Source organism: Arthrobacter sp. B0427-1-12 (assembly GCF_059092905.1).
In genome coordinates this window covers 324,965-343,349 of record NZ_JBNHIC010000001.1, presented here as the reverse complement: position 1 = coordinate 343,349, position 18,385 = coordinate 324,965, and the positions used below count along the sequence as shown (strand labels likewise).

19 protein-coding genes are annotated in these 18,385 nt (G+C 66.6%); 7 read left to right on the top strand and 12 right to left on the bottom strand.

Annotated elements, in window-relative coordinates; translation table 11 throughout:
• The first annotated feature begins 129 nt into the window (after nucleotides 1-129).
• Entirely contained in the window at nucleotides 130-579 is a 450-nt protein-coding gene (locus tag AC5RWU_RS01770) for an Lrp/AsnC family transcriptional regulator (protein ID WP_494030988.1), read from the top strand.
• A gap of 89 nt (nucleotides 580-668) precedes the next feature.
• On the opposite strand, the gene AC5RWU_RS01765 is transcribed toward AC5RWU_RS01770, so the two are convergent.
• The 6 genes from AC5RWU_RS01765 to paaA form a co-directional block, all read right to left on the bottom strand.
• Nucleotides 669-1,451: an enoyl-CoA hydratase/isomerase family protein gene (locus AC5RWU_RS01765; protein WP_494030987.1), complete on the bottom strand. Its 783-nt coding sequence runs from the start codon at nucleotides 1,449-1,451 to the stop codon at nucleotides 669-671.
• Nucleotides 1,452-1,560: 109 nt separating this feature from the next.
• Nucleotides 1,561-2,730, bottom strand: a complete 1,170-nt coding sequence (gene paaE / locus AC5RWU_RS01760) for a 1,2-phenylacetyl-CoA epoxidase subunit PaaE (RefSeq protein ID WP_494030986.1) — start codon at nucleotides 2,728-2,730, stop codon at nucleotides 1,561-1,563.
• Complete coding sequence (paaD, locus tag AC5RWU_RS01755; RefSeq protein ID WP_494030985.1) at nucleotides 2,730-3,251, bottom strand: 1,2-phenylacetyl-CoA epoxidase subunit PaaD; 522 nt, start codon at nucleotides 3,249-3,251, stop codon at nucleotides 2,730-2,732. Before paaD ends, paaE begins: the two co-directional genes overlap by 1 nt.
• A 6-nt stretch (nucleotides 3,252-3,257) precedes the next feature.
• Nucleotides 3,258-4,127, bottom strand: a complete 870-nt coding sequence (gene paaC, locus AC5RWU_RS01750; protein ID WP_494030984.1) for a 1,2-phenylacetyl-CoA epoxidase subunit PaaC — start codon at nucleotides 4,125-4,127, stop codon at nucleotides 3,258-3,260.
• Nucleotides 4,124-4,450, bottom strand: a complete 327-nt coding sequence (gene paaB, locus AC5RWU_RS01745; protein ID WP_494030983.1) for a 1,2-phenylacetyl-CoA epoxidase subunit PaaB — start codon at nucleotides 4,448-4,450, stop codon at nucleotides 4,124-4,126. The genes paaC and paaB overlap by 4 nt, the downstream gene beginning before the upstream one ends.
• Nucleotides 4,447-5,466 carry a 1,2-phenylacetyl-CoA epoxidase subunit PaaA gene (paaA, locus tag AC5RWU_RS01740; RefSeq protein WP_494030982.1) on the bottom strand — a complete coding sequence of 340 codons (1,020 nt, stop codon included), beginning with the start codon at nucleotides 5,464-5,466 and terminating at the stop codon, nucleotides 4,447-4,449. The genes paaB and paaA overlap by 4 nt, the downstream gene beginning before the upstream one ends.
• Nucleotides 5,467-5,643: 177 nt before the next feature.
• Here paaA and AC5RWU_RS01735 point away from each other — a divergent pair, with 177 nt between their 5' ends.
• The 5 genes from AC5RWU_RS01735 to AC5RWU_RS01715 all read left to right on the top strand — a co-directional run bounded on the left by AC5RWU_RS01735 (nucleotide 5,644) and on the right by AC5RWU_RS01715 (nucleotide 10,884).
• Complete coding sequence (locus AC5RWU_RS01735) at nucleotides 5,644-7,278, top strand: alkaline phosphatase D family protein (protein ID WP_494030981.1); 1,635 nt, start codon at nucleotides 5,644-5,646, stop codon at nucleotides 7,276-7,278.
• A 175-nt stretch (nucleotides 7,279-7,453) separates the two neighbouring features.
• Nucleotides 7,454-7,894 carry a hydroxyphenylacetyl-CoA thioesterase PaaI gene (gene paaI, locus AC5RWU_RS01730; RefSeq protein WP_494029145.1) on the top strand — a complete coding sequence of 147 codons (441 nt, stop codon included), beginning with the start codon at nucleotides 7,454-7,456 and terminating at the stop codon, nucleotides 7,892-7,894.
• A 34-nt stretch (nucleotides 7,895-7,928) separates the two neighbouring features.
• Nucleotides 7,929-9,251, top strand: a complete 1,323-nt coding sequence (gene paaK, locus AC5RWU_RS01725; RefSeq protein ID WP_494029144.1) for a phenylacetate--CoA ligase PaaK — start codon at nucleotides 7,929-7,931, stop codon at nucleotides 9,249-9,251.
• Nucleotides 9,252-9,278: 27 nt separating this feature from the next.
• Nucleotides 9,279-9,947, top strand: a complete 669-nt coding sequence (locus tag AC5RWU_RS01720; RefSeq protein WP_494029143.1) for a TetR/AcrR family transcriptional regulator — start codon at nucleotides 9,279-9,281, stop codon at nucleotides 9,945-9,947.
• A gap of 109 nt (nucleotides 9,948-10,056) precedes the next feature.
• The gene (locus AC5RWU_RS01715; protein ID WP_494029142.1) at nucleotides 10,057-10,884 is read left to right on the top strand and encodes a DUF427 domain-containing protein; all 828 of its coding nucleotides are present in this window, start codon (nucleotides 10,057-10,059) and stop codon (nucleotides 10,882-10,884) included.
• Nucleotides 10,885-10,901: 17 nt separating this feature from the next.
• On the opposite strand, the gene AC5RWU_RS01710 is transcribed toward AC5RWU_RS01715, so the two are convergent.
• Both AC5RWU_RS01710 and paaZ read right to left on the bottom strand, forming a co-directional pair.
• Complete coding sequence (locus AC5RWU_RS01710; RefSeq protein WP_494029141.1) at nucleotides 10,902-11,309, bottom strand: VOC family protein; 408 nt, start codon at nucleotides 11,307-11,309, stop codon at nucleotides 10,902-10,904.
• 90 nt (nucleotides 11,310-11,399) lie between these two features.
• On the bottom strand, nucleotides 11,400-13,490 hold the full coding sequence (paaZ, locus tag AC5RWU_RS01705) for a phenylacetic acid degradation bifunctional protein PaaZ (protein ID WP_494029140.1): 2,091 nt from the start codon (nucleotides 13,488-13,490) through the stop codon (nucleotides 11,400-11,402).
• Nucleotides 13,491-13,638: 148 nt separating this feature from the next.
• Here paaZ and AC5RWU_RS01700 point away from each other — a divergent pair, with 148 nt between their 5' ends.
• Entirely contained in the window at nucleotides 13,639-14,583 is a 945-nt protein-coding gene (locus AC5RWU_RS01700) for an SGNH/GDSL hydrolase family protein (RefSeq protein WP_494029139.1), read from the top strand.
• Between the two features lie 9 nt (nucleotides 14,584-14,592).
• On the opposite strand, the gene AC5RWU_RS01695 is transcribed toward AC5RWU_RS01700, so the two are convergent.
• The 4 genes from AC5RWU_RS01695 to AC5RWU_RS01680 form a co-directional block, all read right to left on the bottom strand.
• On the bottom strand, nucleotides 14,593-15,318 hold the full coding sequence (locus AC5RWU_RS01695; protein ID WP_494029138.1) for a tyrosine-protein phosphatase: 726 nt from the start codon (nucleotides 15,316-15,318) through the stop codon (nucleotides 14,593-14,595).
• A 108-nt stretch (nucleotides 15,319-15,426) separates the two neighbouring features.
• Nucleotides 15,427-16,314 (bottom strand): 3-hydroxyacyl-CoA dehydrogenase family protein, encoded by an 888-nt coding sequence (locus AC5RWU_RS01690; RefSeq protein ID WP_494029137.1) that lies wholly within the window; start codon nucleotides 16,312-16,314, stop codon nucleotides 15,427-15,429.
• Complete coding sequence (locus AC5RWU_RS01685; protein ID WP_494029136.1) at nucleotides 16,311-17,057, bottom strand: enoyl-CoA hydratase/isomerase family protein; 747 nt, start codon at nucleotides 17,055-17,057, stop codon at nucleotides 16,311-16,313. The genes AC5RWU_RS01690 and AC5RWU_RS01685 overlap by 4 nt, the downstream gene beginning before the upstream one ends.
• On the bottom strand, nucleotides 17,057-18,283 hold the full coding sequence (locus tag AC5RWU_RS01680) for a thiolase family protein (RefSeq protein ID WP_494029135.1): 1,227 nt from the start codon (nucleotides 18,281-18,283) through the stop codon (nucleotides 17,057-17,059). The genes AC5RWU_RS01685 and AC5RWU_RS01680 overlap by 1 nt, the downstream gene beginning before the upstream one ends.
• Nucleotides 18,284-18,385: the final 102 nt, after the last annotated feature.

The following is an 18,385-nucleotide window of genomic DNA, read 5'->3' as shown; positions in this document are numbered from 1 at the left end:
ACCCAGTATGGGAGTCAAGCTCTATTCGTATCCAGTACTCGCTGGAATTATGGAATCTTTCAATCATTGAAGGTATTCTTGTAGACATATTTTCAATGTGAACTGAATTACATAGCGAGGTGTACCCGCATGCCCGAACAGCCGTCCCCGCTGGACGACGTCGACCGGAAGATCCTGGCCGAACTCACCAAAGACGGGCGCATGTCCGTCACCGCTGTGGCCGAGAATGTCCACATTTCGCGGGCTCATGCTTATTCCCGGATCGCGCGGCTGCAGGACGAGGGCGTGCTGACCAAATTCACCGCCCTGATCGACCCGATCAAGGCGGGACTGCGTGCCTCGGCCTACGTCACGCTGAAGCTGCGCCAGCATTCCTGGCGCGAACTCAAGGAGCAGCTGCGGGCCATTCCGGAGGTGCACCACATCGCCCTGGTCGGCGGGAACTTCGACGTCATCATGCTGGTCCGGGCGGAGGACAACGTCGATCTGCGCCGGGTGATCTTCGACCAGCTGCAGACCATGCCCGGCGTCCTGGACACCCAGACGTTCCTGGTCTTCGAAGACGTGGATACGCGCTGAGCGAGCTTCTACACTGAAGGTGTTTGAAAGACTGAGGCAGACGGAGCGCCGCCGGAATCCCGGCGGCGCTCCGCTGCGGAATGCCTGTGTCAGCCCTGGGCAGCGACGCCCCGGAACACCGGCTTGCGCTTCTCCTGGAAAGCCTTGAAGCCCTCGGCATAGTCCTCGCTCCGGCACAACTCGCCCTGCGCGCGGTTCTCCTCGTCCACCGAAGCCCACAGCCCCAGTCGGCGGTCGCGGATCTGCGCCACCAGCTCCTTGCTGGCCGTGAAGGCACCGGTGGCGCCTTCAGCCACGCGCGCGGCGGCGGCCCGCGTCTTCTCCAGCAGGTCCTCCGCGGGCATCACGCGGCTGAACAGGCCCGCTGCCACTGCGTCCGCTCCGCTCATCAGCTCGGCCGTGTAGATCAGGTCCAGGGTCCGGTGCGGACCCAGCCGTTCGGTGAACAGCCAGTGTCCGCCGGAGTCCAGGGTGGCGCCCAGATTGGCGAACGGCGAGCCGATTTTCGCGTTGTCCGCCACATAGACCACGTCTGTGGCGATCAGCAGTCCCAGTCCAACGCCGAGGCACGCGCCGTGCGCCGCGGCGAACGTCGGCGCCGGGAAGGCGGACATCTGCTTCAGCAGCGGGGTCACCTTGTCGCCAAGATAGCCGTAGGCGTCGTCGGTCTCGGGCGTCACCTTGGAGATATCCCTGCCGGCGCAGAAGGCGCGGCCCTCCCCGCGCAGCAGCAGGGCCCGCACGCCGGCCTGGGCAGCCTCCTCGTAGGCCCGGGCCAGACCGCCCAGGGCGCCCTCATCCAGGGCGTTGAGTTTCTCCGGCGCGTTCAGCACGACCTCGGCAACACCATTGTCAATACTCAGTTCGATCATCAGGCTCCTCCTCGTGCGGACCGGTCACCGGGTTTCGACTCGGCCCTGGGGTTTCGACTCGGCCCTGGCGGGCCTCCCTCAACCCCAGGGGCGCCGCCAGGCGCCGAAACTAGGCGTCGTAGTCCACCGTAACCTCCGGACTCGTCGGATGGGACTGGCACGTCAGCACATAGCCCCGCTCGATCTCCTCCGGCTCCAGCGCATAGTTCTCGTCCATCTCGACGGTGCCGGAGACCACCTTCGCCCGGCAGGTGCCGCACACGCCGCCCGCGCAGGCGAACGGAACATCCGGACGCACCCGCAGGGCCGCGTTCAGAATCGACTCCCGGGCGTGCGTGGGGCTGGACACCTTGCCCTGCAGGCCGTCGAGGTTGAAGGTGATCTCGTAATTGTCCGCGGAGGAATCCGCTACCACCGGGCGGCCGATATTGCCTTCCGGACGCCGCGGCTCGCCGGTGGTGAACAGCTCGAACCGGATTTTCTCGGCCGGCACCCCGCGGGCGGCCAGGGTATCCCGGCAGAGCTGCACCAGCTCGAACGGGCCGCAGAGGAACCACTCGTCCACATCGTCGGTACGCAGCACGGTATCGAACAGCGTGGTGAGTTTGCCGGCGTCGATCCGGCCGGTCAGCAGCGGCGAGATGCGCTGCTCACGGGACAGTACATGGTGCAGCGCAAAGCGGGTCGGGTACTTGTCCTTCAGATCGGCCAATTCCTCCAGGAACATGACGTCCATCGCGGCCTTGTTCGAGTAGACCAGGTCGAAGCGTGTCGACGGCGAGGCGGCCAGTGCCGTGCGGGCGATCGCGATGATCGGCGTGATGCCGGATCCGGCTGCGAAGGCGACGAAGTTCGACGTGGGCGTTACAGCGATTTCTGCTTCCAGCTCCTCCGGATGGTTGAGGCCGGTCATCTTGTGCTGCGAGATGAAGGCGCCCTGCGGGCTCATCACGTCCAGCACGTCGCCGGCCTTCAGGTTCTCGTTCGCCCAGGTGGAAAAGAGACCGCCCAGGTCCCGCTTGATCGCCACCCGGATCTCGCCCGGCTGCGGCTCGGCGCAGATCGAGTAGCTGCGGCGGATCTCCTGGCCCTCCAGCGTGGTGCGCAGGGCGACATACTGCCCGGGCAGGTAGTCGTACTGCCCCACCAGTTCCTCCGGAACGGCGAAGGACACTTCGATCGCGTCCGCGGTCAGGCGCCGGACCTCGGAAACGGCCAGCGGGTGGAAGACGGCACGACGGCGGGCGGCCGGCGCGGCCTCGGTGGTTTCAGTAGTCATCACAGCACCTTGAAATAGTCGAAGGGTTCCTTGCAGTCCCGGCAGACGTACAGGGCCTTGCAGGACGTCGAACCGAAGCGGGTCAGTTCCTTGGTGTTCAGCGACGAACACTGCGGGCACTTCACGCTCAGTCCCAGCCGGACGGGCCCGGCTGCGGCGCGGCCGGTTGGAGCGGCAATGCCGTATTCCTGGAGCTTGGCCTTGCCCGCCTCCGTCATCCAGTCCGTGGTCCACGCCGGAGCGAGCACCAGCTTGACCTGCACGTTGTCGTAGCCGTGCTTCGTCAGCTCGGTGAGGATGTCGTCCCGGATCGCGTCCATCGCCGGACAGCCGGAGTAGGTCGGGGTAATGGTGACCTCGATGCTGCGGCGGGTGCCGTCGTCGTTCACCACGGCATCGCGCAGAATACCCAGATCCTCGATGGTGAGCACCGGGATCTCCGGATCCGCGACGGTTGCCGCGATGTCCCACACCTTGGCCGCTTCGGCCTCGCGGGGGCGTACTGCTGTATTCGTGGACATGGCTGCCTACCAGCTTGCTCCGGGATGCTCGCGTGCGAGCACCTGCATTTCGGCAAGGATGTAGCCCAGGTATTCGGAATGGCGTCCGTGGCGTCCGCCGCCGCTGGCGGACGGAACCTGCGGCACCTCCAGTTCGGCCTCCGCCAGGACCGCGCCGATGCGCGCATCGAAGGGGGCCCGCAGTCCGGACGGACGGACGGCCACGCCGGCGGCAGCCAGCTGTTCGGCCAGCTCGTCGTCTTCGAACAGTTCGGCTACGTACGGCCAGGTCAGTGCCAGGCCGTCGACCATGCGCCGGCGCGACTCCTCGGTCCCCAGGGCGAGCCGGAGTGCCCACTGCGTGCTGTGGTCAAGGTGGTAGTCGACTTCCTTGACTGCCTTGGCCGCGATGGCCGCCAGGGTCGGGTCGGCCGAGTCCACCAGGCGGCTGTAGAGCTCGTACTGGAAGCAGGCAACGACCAGCTGGCGCGCGATGGTGCGGGCAAAGTCGCCGTTGGGCTGCTCGAACAGGTGGGCCGAGCGGAAATCGGCCTCGTCGCGGAAGTAGGCCAGGTCGTCCTCGGTCTTATCCCAGGCGCCGCCCGCATAGGTCAGGAAGGAGCGGGCGTGGCCGATCAGGTCCAGGCTGATGTTGGCCAGGGCCACATCCTCCTCAAGTTCGGGAGCCCGGGAGATCCACCAGCCCAGCCGCTGGGCCAGGACCAGGGCGTCGTCGCCCAGGCGGAGGGCATACTGGGCCACGTCCTCGCCGGCACGGTGCGCGGCGTTGGCCAGGGCGATGTCCTCGGGGCGCAGGGCGTTGCCGGGCGTGATGCGCGTGGCGCTGGCGGACGAATCGCCGCCGCCCACGCCGACAGAGATGTCTGAGTGGCTCACAGGTGCTTCACCCCTTCGCTCTTTGTGTAATACGTCGCGTGCCGGTAGTCCTTGCCCTGCGGGGACTCGAAGAACTGCCCCTTCGCATCCGGGTCGCTGGAGATAATGGCCGACGCCGGCACGACCCACAGCGATACGCCTTCGTTGCGGCGGGTGTACAGGTCGCGCGCATTACGCAGCGCCATCTGGGCATCCGGGGCGTGCAGCGAACCCGCGTGCACGTGGGACAGGCCGCGGGACGAACGGACGAAGACCTCCCACAGGGGCCAGGAAGCCTTGTGGGACGGCTGGCTGCCGGTGGATTCGGGACGGGACTCGGTCATGATGCTGCTCCTGCAAGTTCAGAATTGCGTGCTGCCATCTTCTCCGCGTAGGCGGCCGCGGCTTCGCGCACCCAGGCGCCGTTGTCGTGGGCCTCGCGGCGGCGTTCCATCCGCTGCGCATTGCAGGGACCGTTGCCGGCCAGCACTTCCTTGAATTCGTTCCAGTCCAGCTCGCCGTACTCCCACTTGCCGGTTTCCTCGTTGTACTTCACCTGGTCATCCGGCAGGGTCAGGCCCAGGACCTTGACCTGCTCGGCGATCATGCCGACGAAGCGCTGGCGCAGCTCATCATTGCTGAAGCGCTTGATGTTCCAGTCCATAGACTGGCTGGAGTGCTGCGAATCCGTATCCGGGGGACCGAACATCATCAGCGAGGGGGCATACCAGCGGTTGATTGCATCCTGGGCCATCTGCTTCTGGGCCGCGGTTCCGTTGGCCAGCTCAAGCAGGATCTCGAAGCCCTGGCGCTGGTGGAAGGACTCTTCCTTGCAGATCCGGACCATGGCCCGGCCGTAGGGTCCGTAGGACGCGCGGCAGAGCGGCACCTGGTTGCAGATCGCGGCGCCGTCGACCAGCCAGCCGATGGCGCCCATGTCCGCCCAGGACACCGTGGGGTAGTTGAAGATCGAGGAGTAGCGGGCCTTGCCGGCCAGCAGCTGCTCCGTCATGGTGTCGCGGTCGATGCCCAGCGTCTCGGTCGCCGAATACAGGTACAGCCCGTGGCCGGCCTCATCCTGGACCTTGGCCATCAGGATCGCCTTCCGCTTCAGCGACGGCGCGCGGGTGATCCAGTTGGCTTCCGGCTGCATGCCGATGATCTCCGAATGCGCATGCTGCGACATCTGGCGGATCAGCGTCCTGCGGTAGGCCTCCGGCATCCAGTCCTTCGGCTCGATGCGCGAGTCCTCCGCAATGATCTTGTCGAAATACGCCTGACCAGCAATGGCAGCCTCGTCAACCTCGACTTCTGCAGCCGCGCTGTCCGGGACCGGGCGCAGGCTGTGCTGTGTTGCCATGTTGTTCACCTCTTGTGGAATCCGCTGGCGTGCACCAGTTATTTACCGACCGTTCGTTCAGAATATCCAGCAGGCACGGGCCCGTCAAGTGACGGAAGGCCACTGGACAGCGGAGGAACACCTGCCATTCACCGACGCTTCAGCAACGGGCCACGTCGCCGGACCAAGGTGAATCGCATGACCAACATTTCCCGCCGTTCCATCGTCAAGGGCGCGCTTGCCGCCGCCAGCGCCGTCGCGGCCACCGCGGCCCCGGCCGCCGCCGCCAACCGCCCCGCTGCCATCCCCCTGGTCCGCAACCGGCTAACCCTGCCCAGCGGCATCTCCACCGGTGACGTCACCTCCCATTCGGCCGTGCTGTGGTCCCGCGCGTCCGGCACCGGCCGTCTCCTGGCCACCCTGCGGACCACGGATGCGGAAGGCAATGCACTGCGCGGCAAGGGCGCCTTCGAACGCGTGCTGCGCGGCGGCTGGGCCACGGAGGCCACCGACTTCACCGCCAAGATCAACGCCCAAAGCCTGCCCGCCGGCAGCCGCTTCGATCTCACCCTCCAGTTCGAGGATGAGAACGGACAGCTCAGCGACGCCGGGCGCGGCTCCTTCACGACGGCGGACGGCCCCGGTTCCGCCGGCCGCAGCCCGCACCGCGGCGGCCCGGCCAAGCGCGGCCAGAGCTTTGTCTGGACCGGTGATACGGCCGGCCAGGGCTGGGGCATCAACGAGGAGGTCGGCGGCATGTTCGGATACCGCGCCATGCATGCCACCCGGCCGGACTTCTTCATCCACTCCGGCGACACCATCTACGCCGACGGTCCCATCGCCGAACAGGTCACCGAACCGGACGGCCGGATCTGGCGCAACATCGTCACCGAGGAAGTCGCCAAGGTCGCCGAAACGCTGAATGAATACCGCGGACGCCACCGGTACAACATGATGGACCGCAATATCCGCGCCATGTACGCCGAGGTCCCGGTGATCGCGCAGTGGGACGACCACGAAACGCACAACAACTGGTACTCCGGCGAAATCATCGACGACGCCCGCTACACCGAGCGCCGCATCGACGTCCTCGCCGCCCGCGGCCGGCAGGCCTGGCAGGAATACATGCCGATCGCCGACCCCCGCGCCATGCAGCGCGGCACCACAGGGTTCGAGCCGGCCCGGATCTACCGCAAGATCGAGCGCGGCCCGCAGCTGGATGTCTTCGCCCTCGACATGCGCACATACAAGGGGGCGAACACACCGGGCCTCGAGCCGCACGAAACCAGCATCCTCGGCGAGGAGCAGCTGCAGTGGCTGATCCGCGAGGTCACCAAGTCCAAGGCCACCTGGAAGGTTATCTCCTCCGACCTGCCGCTGGGCATCATCGTGCCGGACGGCGCCGCCCAGGAGAGCATCGCCAACGCGGACGACGGCGCGCCGCTGGGACGCGAACTCGAACTCGCCCGGTTGCTCCAGGCCTTCAAGCAGAACAACGTCAAGAACATTGTCTGGGTCACCGCCGATGTCCACTACTGCGCCGCCCACCACTACTCCCCCGAACGCGCTGCGTTCAAGGACTTCAACCCGTTCTGGGAATTTGTGGCCGGCCCGATCAACGCGGGCAGCTTCGGCCCGAACGACATGGACGGCACCTTCGGCCCGCGCGTCGAATTCGTCAAGAGCGGCGCCTTCGCCAATCAATCACCCCGCAGCGGCGGGAACCAGTTCTTCGGCCACGTCGAGCTGGACGAAAACGACGTCTTCACCGTCAGCCTCCGCGACGCAAACGGCACCGTGCTGTGGAGCAAGACCCTGCGACCCGAACTCTAAGCTCCCACAGCGGACCCCCCGCCATCAGGGCGCCGGAGCCTGCGAGTCATGCACTCGCAGGCTCCGGCGCCGTCGTTTTTCCCCGCCCGTGCTGGACCATGCTGCGCGGCTTGACACTTTCGGGAAATTGGGATTACCTAATGAACATTCGGTAAATAAAGGTGAGAGGCGTCACATGGAGCTGGAAACCGCGGAATCCGAGCCGCCCCATCCCATTCTGCAGGACGACTACGCCACCGAATGGATGGGAATCGACGTGGTCGAACTCGGGGACGGCCATGCCACGATCGAGATGACGCTGCGCCAGGAGATGCTCAACGGATTCGGCATCGCCCACGGCGGCATTGTCTTCGCAGTCGCCGACACCGCCTTCGCGCTCGCCTGCAATGACCGCAACGGCGACGGCTCCACCGTAACGGTTGCCTCCGGCGCGGATGTGAACTTCCTGAAGCCCTCATTCGCCGGACAGCGGCTCACCGCCGTAGCCAACCGCCGCAGCCAGGCCGGCCGCAGCGGCCTCTACGATGTCCAGGTCTTTGCCGATAACCAGGTCATCGCGGAGTTCCGCGGCCGCAGCAGGACCATTCCCAACCCCAAGTCCAGCAGCAACGCCTGACTTTCCATCCCGCAACGAAGCACTGAGGGAACCAATGACATCCACTGTTCCGGAAACCGACCACACCGCCCTTGACCCCGAGGAGCGGATGAGCCGCGACGAGCTGGAAGCCCTCCAGCTGGTCCGCCTCAAGGAAACCGTGCGGCATGCCTATGAGAACGTGCCTATGTACACGCGCAAGTTCGACGCAGCCGGCGTCCATCCTTCCGATCTGAAGGAACTGGAAGACCTCAGCAAGTTCCCCTACACGGACAAGGAAGACCTGCGGAAGGCCTACCCGTTCGAGAGCTTCGCCGTGCCGATGAACCAGGTGGCCCGCATCCATGCCTCCTCCGGCACCACCGGCCGGCCGACCGTCGTCGGCTACACCAAGGGCGATCTGGAAAACTGGGGAACCCTGGTTGCCCGCTGCCTGCGCATCTCGGGCGTGCGCCCGGGCGACATCCTGCACAACGCCTACGGCTATGGCCTGTTCACCGGCGGCCTCGGTGCGCACTATGGAGCGGAGAAGCTCGGGTGCACTGTCGTTCCGATGTCCGGCGGCCAGACGGACAAGCAGATCCAACTGATCCAGGACTTCAAGCCGCGGGCGATCCTCGCGACGCCGAGCTACCTGCTCACGATCATGGACGCGATGCAGCACCAGGGCATCGATCCGCGCGAAACGTCGCTGAAGGTCGGCGTCCTCGGTGCCGAACCGTGGACCGCGGAAATGCGCCGCGAGCTGGAAACCGGGATGGGCATCGACGCTTGCGATATCTATGGCCTCAGCGAGGTGATGGGCCCTGGTGTCGCCGGTGAAAGCTGCGAAACCAAGGACGGCAACCATATCTGGGAGGACCACTTCCGTCCGGAAATCGTCGATCCGTTCACGGACACCGTGCTGCGTGACGGCGAACATGGCGAACTCGTCTTCACCTCCCTGACCAAGGTCGCCATGCCTGTGATCCGCTACCGCACCCACGATCTCACCCGCCTGCTGCCCGGCACCGCACGTCCGAACATGCGCCGGATGGGACGTATTACCGGACGCAGCGATGACATGATCATCCTCCGCGGCGTCAATCTGTTCCCCAGCCAGATCGAGGAACTGGCCCTGCGCATCCCCGCGCTAAGCCCGCATTTCCAGCTGGAAATCACCCGCCCGGACCGCATGGACGAGCTGACGGTCAGGATCGAACGCCGCGAAGAGACCAGCCTCGAGGCCGCCAACGCCGGCGGGCAGGAGCTGAAGCAGGCGATCAAGATCAACATCGGCTCCAGCTGCCGCATCGACGTCGTCGAGCCCGGCTCGCTGGCCCGCTCCAGCGGCAAGCTGCGCCGGGTCTATGACCTGCGCGACAAAGAGCAGGGCTAACCGATCGTTCATGGGAAAATAGCCCTTATGCCTACTTCTGAACCCCCACCGGCCGAAACTTTATTGGCCACCACAGCCGCCACGAACGGAACCTCTGCCCGTCGCGGGCGGCCCGGTTACGATCAGCAGTCGGTGCTGAACATCGCCGTCGACGTGTTCAACCGGCATGGCTACGAGGCGACCTCGATGGGCATCCTGGCGGAGAACCTGGGCATCAGCAAATCCGCGATCTACCACCACGTTCCGTCCAAGGGTGACCTGCTGCGGCTCGCGCTGGAACGCGCGCTGGGCGGCCTCGAAGCGATCCTTGACGAGCCCGGCGCCGCCGGGGGCCGGGCCGACGACCGGCTCGAGTACGTCCTGCGCCGGACCATCGACGTGCTCGTGGAGCAACTCCCTTTCGTGACCCTGCTGCTGCGGCTCAGGGGCAACACGGAGATTGAACGGGACGCCCTGGCCCGGCGGCGTGCCTTCAATAACGCCGTTTCCGAGCTCGTGCGGACCGCCAGCACCGAGGGCTCGCTGCGCAGCGACATCGACCCCAGGACGACCGCGCGGCTCCTCTTCGGCACGATCAATTCGATTGTCGAGTGGTACAAACCGGGCGGCTCCCTTTCCAAGGAGAAGCTGGCGGACGACGTCATCACCATGGTCTTTGACGGACTTCACCTGCCCGCAGCGGCGCGGATCGGCTGAGCCGCCGATCCTGATCTGCCGATCAGGCATTCGCCCCGGACCCCATCGGTCCGGGGCCGTGCTTTTTGCTCCTTGACGCGGAAGATCGCAGGAGAGGAACGTTGGCGTCATGGCAACCAGGATGACGGATGCGATGAAGGACCTGTCCGCAACGCTGCGCATCTATCCGACGCAGAAGCGGATCAGGGCGCTCATCGGCGGCGAAACAGTAGTGGATTCCGTGCAGGCCCTGGTCGTCTGGGAGCCTCGCCGCGTAACTCCGGCCTACGCCGTGCCGGAAGGCGACATTGCCGCACGGCTGCAGCCGGCAACGCTCCAGGAGACCGCCGGCGACGAGGAAGGCCGCCCGCTCGATCCGCGCACCGGTTTCAGGCGCCACACGACGGACGGCGCAGAGCTGGATATCGTCCTGCCCGGGGGCACGGGCGAGGCCGGTCGAATCCTGCCTGGTGCGGCCTTCAGCGCTGCGGATCCGGATCTTCGGGACGCAGTGATCCTTGACACCGGCGCTTTCGATGAATGGCTCGAAGACGATGAGCCCGTCCGCGGCCATCCACGGGATCCGTACCACCGCATCGACGTCCGCCCCAGCCGGCAGCATGTCACTGTCTCCCTCGAAGGGCGCGTCCTGGCTGACACGCACCGCCCGCATTTCCTCTATGAGACGTCGCTGCCGCAGCGGACGTACATTCCGCGCGAGGACGTCAATTGGGATCTGCTGACGCCCACGGACACGTCCACGGTCTGCCCCTACAAGGGACAGGCGCGTTACTGGACCGCCGAGACGAAGGACGGCCCCAGGGACGTGGCGTGGAGCTACGAGGACATCCTGCCGGATTCGCCCCGCATCAAGGACCTGGTCTGCTTCTATGACGAGCGTGTGGATGTGGCCGTCGACGGGGTGGAACGCCCGCGGCCGAAGACGCCCTGGTCATGAACGCTGCGGCGTGATCGCTACAGGGTGTACTCCATCCCGGCCTGCGGTGCTTCATGCAGGCAGAGGATATTGCCATCGGGATCCGTGAACCAGCATGCCTTCTCCCCGCCCAGTTCAAAGACATGGTCCACGGTCTTCAGCTGCGGCAGGTCGTAGTCCTCGAAGGTGATGCCGTGGCGGCCCAGGTCCTCCATGGCGGCCTTGATGTCGGGGACTTCGAAACTCATGGCAGTGTGTTCGGAATGGTGCGCGACCGGATCCTCCATTAGAGCCAGGACCGAGGAACCGGCGAGGCCGAACTCCAGCATGCCGCCGCTGTCCATCCCGCGGCAGGGAAGCCCCAGTGCTCCCTCATAAAAGCTCCTTGCGCGGGTGGCGTCCGCGACCGGGAGAATGACTGTTGCAGGATTCACGGCAAGGGACATCGGTCCCACCTCCCTACGAAGAAGTTCCCTTCAATGCTACTCCCGCGGGCCCTGAGATGCCCGCGGGAGCAGTGCGCGGAACGCTGCGGATTACTTCTCCACGAGCGTCAGCACATCATAGGTTGCGACGATCTCGTCGTTCTGGTTCTGCAGCACGGCATCCCAGGCGACCTCGCCGTATTCGTCCGTCTCCCGCGGAGTGATCTTCTTGGCGGTCAGCGTCACGCGGATGGAATCGCCGGCAGCCACTGGGGTGATGAAGCGCAGGTTTTCCAGGCCGTAGTTGGCCAGGACGGGACCCGGCTCCGGCTCCACGAACAGGCCTGCGCCCCAGGCCAGCAGCAGGTAACCGTGCGCCACAATGCCCGGGAAGAATGGGTTGGCGGCCGCCGCTTCCTGGTTCGTATGCGCGTAGAAGGTGTCCCCGGTGGAGTTGGCGAAAGCCGTAATGTCCTCCAGCGTGACCTGGCGCAGTTCGGAGCGGACGGCGTCGCCGATCTTCAGGGTGGCGAGGTCCTTGCGGAAGGGGTGGACCTCGTCGAAGTTCCGGTCCGCTCCGGTGTGCCAGACGCCGGTGACCGCGGTGAGCATGTTCGGCGAACCCTGGATGGCCGTGCGCTGCATATGGTGCAGCACCGAGCGGATGCCGCCGAGCTCCTCGCCGCCGCCGGCGCGGCCGGGGCCGCCGTGGATCAGGTGCGGGACCGGGGAGCCGTGGCCGGTGGAGCTGCGGGCATCTTCCCTGTTCAGCACCAGGACACGGCCGTGGTGGGCGGCGATGCCGGTAACCAGCTGCTGAGCGACCGCCGGCTCGTTGGTGGCAACGGTGGCCACCAGCGAGCCGTCGCCCAGGGCGGCCAGCCGCACGGCGTCCGCGACGTCGTCGTACCCGACAACTGAGGAAACCGGCCCGAAGGCCTCCCGGGCGTGGAGCTCCGGAGCTTCGGCATCCGCCCAGGTCAGCAGCAGCGGCGACATGAAGGCGCCGCCTTCGGCCACGCCCACCGAACCATCGGCGCGGGTGACGGCCGGTGCGTCCAGCGAGCCGTACGCCAGCTCGCCGCCGGCGGCCAGCATGTCCTCGACGGCAGCGCGCACGTCGGCCAGCTGCTCCAGGGAGGCGAGGGCACCCATGGTGACGCCCTCCGCGCGCGGATCACCGATGACAACGCGCTCCTCGATGCGCTTGCGGGCGGCAGCAACGACGTCGTCCACCAGCGCCTTGGGCACGATGGTGCGGCGGATGCTGGTGCACTTCTGGCCGGCCTTGACCGTCATCTCGGTGACCAGGGACTTGATGAAGGCATCGAATTCCGGCGTGCCGGGGACAGCGTCCGGGCCCAGGATGGCGGCGTTCAGCGAGTCGGTTTCGGAGGTGAACCGCACCCCGCGCTGGACCACGTTCGTATGCGACTTCAGGTGGTTGGCGGTGGACGCGGAGCCGGTGAAGGAGACCATGTCCCGGTAGTCCAGCTCATCCAGCAGCGTGCGCGCGGAGCCGGAAATCAGCTGGAGCGAACCGGCCGGCAGGATGTTGGAATCGATGATGAGCTTGACGACGGCGGCAGTCAGGTAGCCGGTCGGCGTCGCCGGCTTCACGATGGTGGGAACGCCCGCGATGAAGGCCGGGGCGAACTTCTCCAGCATGCCCCAGACCGGGAAGTTGAAGGCATTGATCTGCACCGCCACACCCGGGATGCGGGTGTAGATGTGCTCGCCGAGGAAGGATCCATCCTTGGACAGGACCTCCGCCGGGCCGTCGACAACGACCTGGGAGTTCGGCAGCTCGCGGCGCCCCTTGGACCCGAAGGTGAACAGCACGCCGATGCCGCCGTCGATGTCCACCATGTTGTCCACCTTGGTGGCCCCGGTGCGGTAGGAGAGTTCGTAGAGATCCTCACGGTGGCTGTTGAGGAACATCGCCAGTTCCTTCAGCTTCAGCGCGCGCTGGTGGAAGGTCAGCTTGCCGAGCTCCGCCTGCCCCACGGTCCGGCCGTGATTGACGACGGCGGCCAGGTCCAGGCCCTCGGTGCTGACGATGGCGAGGACTTCGCCGGTACTGGCGTCGCGGACTTCGGCGCCTTGGGCACGTGCGGCGGAATCTTCCGGCGTCCACCATTCGTCGAGGACGAAACTGGGGACGAGCTGTGCAGTTTGTTCGGGGGCAACAGTGGACGTCATCGTCGGTGCAATCCTTTCAACGGGCGAACCGGCAGCGGTTGCTTACCTGACCGATCGTTCGGTAATAAAGATAGCGTACCTGATTGTGCGCCCCTGTACACCCATCTGGGTGGTTACAAGCTGCGGGATCGGGGCGTAGCGTGGATGCATGGGTACGCACACCAGCTCCCGGCAGAGTCTTGCGGCACGCTTCTGCGCGCTGCTCATTGCGATCACGGGGCTTGTGGCCGGCGTCATCGCCGCCCCCGCCTCGGCGGCTCCGCCCATCACACCAGCCCCCGCCATCCAGGCACCCGGCATCCCCGTGTCCAACTACGTAGCACTGGGCGATTCCATTGCCGCCGGCGTCGGTGCGCCCGCGCCACAAAGTCCGCAGTGCGGCACCAGCGCCCAAGGTTACCCGTCGGTCCTGGCCGGGCAGGCAAACATCCGCCTGCTGGGTAACTTCGCCTGCCGCGGGTTCACCACCGCCCACGTCGCCGCCCAGCTGGCGGATCCGACGGTGACTGCGGCCCTGGGCCAGGCCCAGCTGGTCACCCTCACCATCGGCGGCAATGATCTCGGCGTGGAACAGATCGCCCGTTCCTGCGCCAGCGGAACCACTCCCGCCCAATGCCAGGCCGCCATCGCCAACGCCGGCAATGCGGACACGATCCTGAAGATGGCGACCAACTACACTGCCCTGCTCCAAGCCATCCGGGCCAAGGCCCCGAACGCCCGCATCCTCGTGGTCGGCTACCCGATGTACTTCGCCGAGAACTCTGTGAATCCGCTCATCCGGGAAATCAACACGGGCACCATCCGGCTGAACAGCCTGCTGGCCGGCAACCTGCTCGGCTACGCCACCCGCTCCGGCGACGGCAACATCCAGTTTGTCGATGTCGCCCCCGCTTTCACCGGCCACGGTATTGATTCCTTGGCATCCTGGATTAACGGCGCCAACGGCCAGCCCGGCGCGTTCCATCCCAACCCCGCCGGTTACCGCAACGGTTATGCGGCCGTCCTGGCCGGCGTTCTGGCGATGTGGCCGCTTCCGGCAGCCGCTCCGGCTCCGAATGCGCCGCCCGCCGCGGTCCCGGTACCGGTCCACTGAACCCGCTGCTCACTCCAGCAGCCGCGCCCGCACTGCCGCCAGTTCCCCGGCCGCCGCCCCTGCCTCCAGCAGATACCGCTCGACGTCGAATCCGTCCATGGCCTGCAGCAGTTCGGCTCGTGTGTGGTCCACCCACCGCTGCAGCTCTTCCTCGCTGCGCGGCTGTTCCCGCGGCACCGGCTGGGTGCGGTGGTAGTCGTTCATGGCGCGCACGGCCAGTTCATAGTCGTCGGCAACATCCGCAGGCTCCGCGCCCACCAGGCGCAGCAGCAGCATGGCGATGATTCCGGAGCGGTCCCTGCCGGCGGAACAGTGTACGACGACGGCTCCCTCGCCTGCGTGCGCGATGGCACCGATCACCGCGGCAAACTTTTCGGGCCACCGCTGCAGGTTGTACCGGTAGTACTCCGGCGTATTGAGGTACGGGCCGCACAGCGCCATGAATTCCGGATCGCCCTGGTCCTCCGTGGGACGGCATAGTACCGCCATCCTGTCCCGGATGGCCCCGTCAACCACCGGATCCGTTGCACGGCGGGACCGCTCATTAGGGTTCCGCAGGTCCACGAGGGTGCGCACGCCGGCGTCGTACATCTGCTGCCATCCCAGGTCCGTGAGCCTCTCCACGCGCCCGGTGCGGAAGATGCGCCCGAAAGCGGTGCGGCGCCCGCCCGGCAGCGGGATGCCGCCAAGGTCGCGCGCATTGAAGATCCCTTCCCAGGTGACTGCCCGCTCCATACCGACCAGTCAACCACACCGCGAAGCCTCAGTTGTGGCGGGTTTCTGGCGGCAAAACCTGTAACAACTGAGGTTTCGGGGGAGGGGGTGAGGATGGAAGGAACCGGGTCAGTCGTTCCAGGTGTAGAAGCCCTGGCCGGACTTTCGGCCGAGGTCGCCGCGGGCCACCATGTCCCGCATGAGCTGCGGCGGGGCGAACCGCTCCCCCAGCGTCGAGTGCAGGTATTCGGCGATGCCCAGCCGGACATCCAGGCCCACGATGTCCGTCAGTTTCAGCGGCCCCACCGGGAACTTGTACCCGAGTACCATCGCGGCATCGATGTCCTCGGCCGAGGCAACGCCCTCCTCCACCATCCGGATGGCCTCCAGCGCGATCGCCACGCCCAGCCGGGACGAGGCGAAACCGGGGGCGTCATTGACGACGACGGGCGTCTTGCCCAGCGCCTCCACCCAGGTCCGGGACAGTCCGGTCAGTTCCGCCGACGTGGACTTCGCCAGCACCACCTCGACCAGCAGGGAGGCCGGAACCGGGTTGAAGAAGTGCAGCCCGCAGAACCGGTTAGGACGCCGGAGTTTCTCCGCCAGCCCCGTGACGGACAGCGAGGACGTGTTCGTGGCCAACCACGCATCCTTCGCCAACTGCTCCTCCACAGCGGTCAGGGCCGAAACTTTGAGGTCCCAGTCCTCCGGAACGGCCTCGACCACCAGCCCACAGGCGGCGAAGGCGGCATAGTCGGTGGAGACGGAGAAACGCGAGACCAGATCCGCCACGGATTCGGCGGAGGTTCCACGTTCCACGCTCTTGACCAGGGCGCCGGTGACCCGGCCGTAGGCCGCTTCCGCCGCGGCCTCGTCACGCTCGACGACCACCACGGTGGCCCCGGCGGTGCAGAAGGCGTGGGCGATTCCGGCGCCCATCCGGCCGCCGCCCAGGACGCCGACGACGGCGGGAACGGCCCGGGCGGCTGCGGTTGCTTCGGTCTGTGGAACAGTCACTTCTTTCTCCTGTCGAGGAAAGCCTGCATGCGGTCGAACTTGGCCTGGGATTCAAAAAGGATTCCCTGCGCCAGCTGGTCGATCATCGGGTGCGCTTCGGCTGGAGCATGGAACACCGACTTGGTGATGCGCACCGCCAGCGGGTCCTGCTTGCCGATCCGGTCCGCCAGCGCGTGGGCGGCATCCAGCAGCTCTCCGGCCGGGTGGATCTCCGTGATCAGGTGCACGGCCAGGGCCTCGTCGGCGTTCAAAATGCGGCCGGCCAGCAGGATCTCCTTGGCCACGGGCTCCCCGACGAGTTCGCGCAGCCGCCAGGAGGCCCCGGCCGCAGCCAGGATGCCCAGGCCGGTTTCCGGATTGCCGATCTTGAGGGACGGGGTGGCAATGCGGAAGTCGGCCGCGTAGGCCAGCTCCGCTCCGCCGCCCAGGGCGTAGCCGTCGAGCGCGGCGATGACCGGCAGCGGCAGCTTGGCGATGCGCGCGAAGATGCCGGAGTTGATTCCGGCCAGGGCGTCATCACGGCGGCGTTCGCGCAGCTGGGCGATATCGGCGCCGGAGGCGAAGACACCGTCCACGCCGGAGATGATCAGCACCTTCGGCCCGCGTTCCAGCCGGGCGCAGACCTCGTGCAGTTCGTCCACCATGGCCTGGTCGATCGCGTTGCGGACCTCGGGCCGGTTCATCTGGACGTGGACGCGGTCTTCCTGCTCCTTGACCAGGAGCGTGGTGAAGTTCTCCGCCATCAGACGCCTTCCACCAGCAGCGCCGTGCCCTGGCCGACGCCCACGCACATCGTGGCCAGGCCCAGCCTGCGGCCGTTTCCGGACAGTTCGCGCTCCATCCGGCCCAGCAGAGTGATGGCGATGCGGGCGCCGGAGGATCCCAGCGGATGGCCGAGGGCGATAGCGCCGCCGTCCTTGTTCACGATCTCCGGATCCAGGCCGAGCCGGCGCACGCAGGCCAGCGACTGGGTGGCGAAGGCTTCGTTGAGTTCGACCGCGCCCAGGTCGCCGACGCCCAGGCCGCTGCGCTCCAGGATCTTCTGCGTCGCCGGCACCGGGCCGATGCCCATGATCTCCGGCGGCACGCCGGCCGAACCGCCGTCGATGATCCGGGCCCGGGGCTCGAGGCCGAATTTCGCGATCGCCGCCTCGGAGGCGACGACGATCGCAGAGGCGCCGTCATTGAGCGACGAGGCGTTGCCGGCGGTGACAATGCCGTCCTTCTTCACCACCGGGCGCAGGCCGGCGAGCACCTCCATCGTGGTGCCGGGGCGCGGACCCTCGTCCGTGTCCACCATGGTCGTCTGTCCCTTGCGGCCGTGGACCGGGACCGCCACGATTTCCTCCTTGAACCGGCCGCCCTCAATGGCGGCGAGCGCGCGCTCGTGGGAGCGGACGGCGAACGCGTCCGCATCCTCACGGGAGATGTGGTCGACGGCGGCCACCTCCTCCGCGGTTTCCGGCATGGAGTAGGTCATTTTGCCGCCTCGGGCCTGGTCCCCGTGCGTGAAGTGATGATTCACGAAGCGCCAGCCGATGGACGTATCGAAGATTTCGCCCGGCTTCGCGAACGCCTTGGCCGGCTTCTCCTGGACCCACGGGGCCCGGCTCATGGACTCCACGCCGCCGGCGACGACGATGTCCGCGGCGCCGGCCTTGATCATGTGCGAGGCCATGATGATCGCGGACAGCCCGGAGGCGCAGAGCCGGTTGACGGTGATGCCGGGAATGGCGTCAGGCAGTCCCGCCAGCAGCGTGGCCATGCGGGCGACGTTGCGGTTTTCCTCGCCGGCCCCATTGGCGTTGCCGAGGATGACTTCGTCGATGGCGGCGGGATCGACGCCGGCGCGGGCGACGGCTTCCTTGACCGTCAGGGCAGCCAGGTCATCGGGCCTCACGCTCGAGAGGGCTCCGCCATAGCGTCCTACCGGGGTCCGGGCCCCGCCTACCAGAAACGCCTCAGCCATGCTTTTTCCTCAGCTTCCATTCTCGACGCCGGCACACATCTCCCCTGGCCTCGGCACCGGGAAAAGATGATTGGGACGGCTATTACTGACCGACCGTTCTAT

What these genes read in the sequence shown, in the direction of transcription:
- AC5RWU_RS01770 (WP_494030988.1), top strand. Translation starts at nt 130, where the DNA reads ATGCCCGAACAGCCGTCCCCGCTGGACGACGTCGACCGGAAGATCCTG.
- AC5RWU_RS01765 (WP_494030987.1), bottom strand. Translation starts at nt 1,451, where the DNA reads ATGATCGAACTGAGTATTGACAATGGTGTTGCCGAGGTCGTGCTGAAC.
- paaE (WP_494030986.1), bottom strand. Translation starts at nt 2,730, where the DNA reads ATGACTACTGAAACCACCGAGGCCGCGCCGGCCGCCCGCCGTCGTGCC.
- paaD (WP_494030985.1), bottom strand. Translation starts at nt 3,251, where the DNA reads ATGTCCACGAATACAGCAGTACGCCCCCGCGAGGCCGAAGCGGCCAAG.
- paaB (WP_494030983.1), bottom strand. Translation starts at nt 4,450, where the DNA reads ATGACCGAGTCCCGTCCCGAATCCACCGGCAGCCAGCCGTCCCACAAG.
- paaA (WP_494030982.1), bottom strand. Translation starts at nt 5,466, where the DNA reads ATGGCAACACAGCACAGCCTGCGCCCGGTCCCGGACAGCGCGGCTGCA.
- AC5RWU_RS01735 (WP_494030981.1), top strand. Translation starts at nt 5,644, where the DNA reads ATGACCAACATTTCCCGCCGTTCCATCGTCAAGGGCGCGCTTGCCGCC.
- paaI (WP_494029145.1), top strand. Translation starts at nt 7,454, where the DNA reads ATGGAGCTGGAAACCGCGGAATCCGAGCCGCCCCATCCCATTCTGCAG.
- paaK (WP_494029144.1), top strand. Translation starts at nt 7,929, where the DNA reads ATGACATCCACTGTTCCGGAAACCGACCACACCGCCCTTGACCCCGAG.
- AC5RWU_RS01720 (WP_494029143.1), top strand. Translation starts at nt 9,279, where the DNA reads ATGCCTACTTCTGAACCCCCACCGGCCGAAACTTTATTGGCCACCACA.
- AC5RWU_RS01715 (WP_494029142.1), top strand. Translation starts at nt 10,057, where the DNA reads ATGGCAACCAGGATGACGGATGCGATGAAGGACCTGTCCGCAACGCTG.
- AC5RWU_RS01710 (WP_494029141.1), bottom strand. Translation starts at nt 11,309, where the DNA reads ATGTCCCTTGCCGTGAATCCTGCAACAGTCATTCTCCCGGTCGCGGAC.
- paaZ (WP_494029140.1), bottom strand. Translation starts at nt 13,490, where the DNA reads ATGACGTCCACTGTTGCCCCCGAACAAACTGCACAGCTCGTCCCCAGT.
- AC5RWU_RS01700 (WP_494029139.1), top strand. Translation starts at nt 13,639, where the DNA reads ATGGGTACGCACACCAGCTCCCGGCAGAGTCTTGCGGCACGCTTCTGC.
- AC5RWU_RS01695 (WP_494029138.1), bottom strand. Translation starts at nt 15,318, where the DNA reads ATGGAGCGGGCAGTCACCTGGGAAGGGATCTTCAATGCGCGCGACCTT.
- AC5RWU_RS01685 (WP_494029136.1), bottom strand. Translation starts at nt 17,057, where the DNA reads ATGGCGGAGAACTTCACCACGCTCCTGGTCAAGGAGCAGGAAGACCGC.
- AC5RWU_RS01680 (WP_494029135.1), bottom strand. Translation starts at nt 18,283, where the DNA reads ATGGCTGAGGCGTTTCTGGTAGGCGGGGCCCGGACCCCGGTAGGACGC.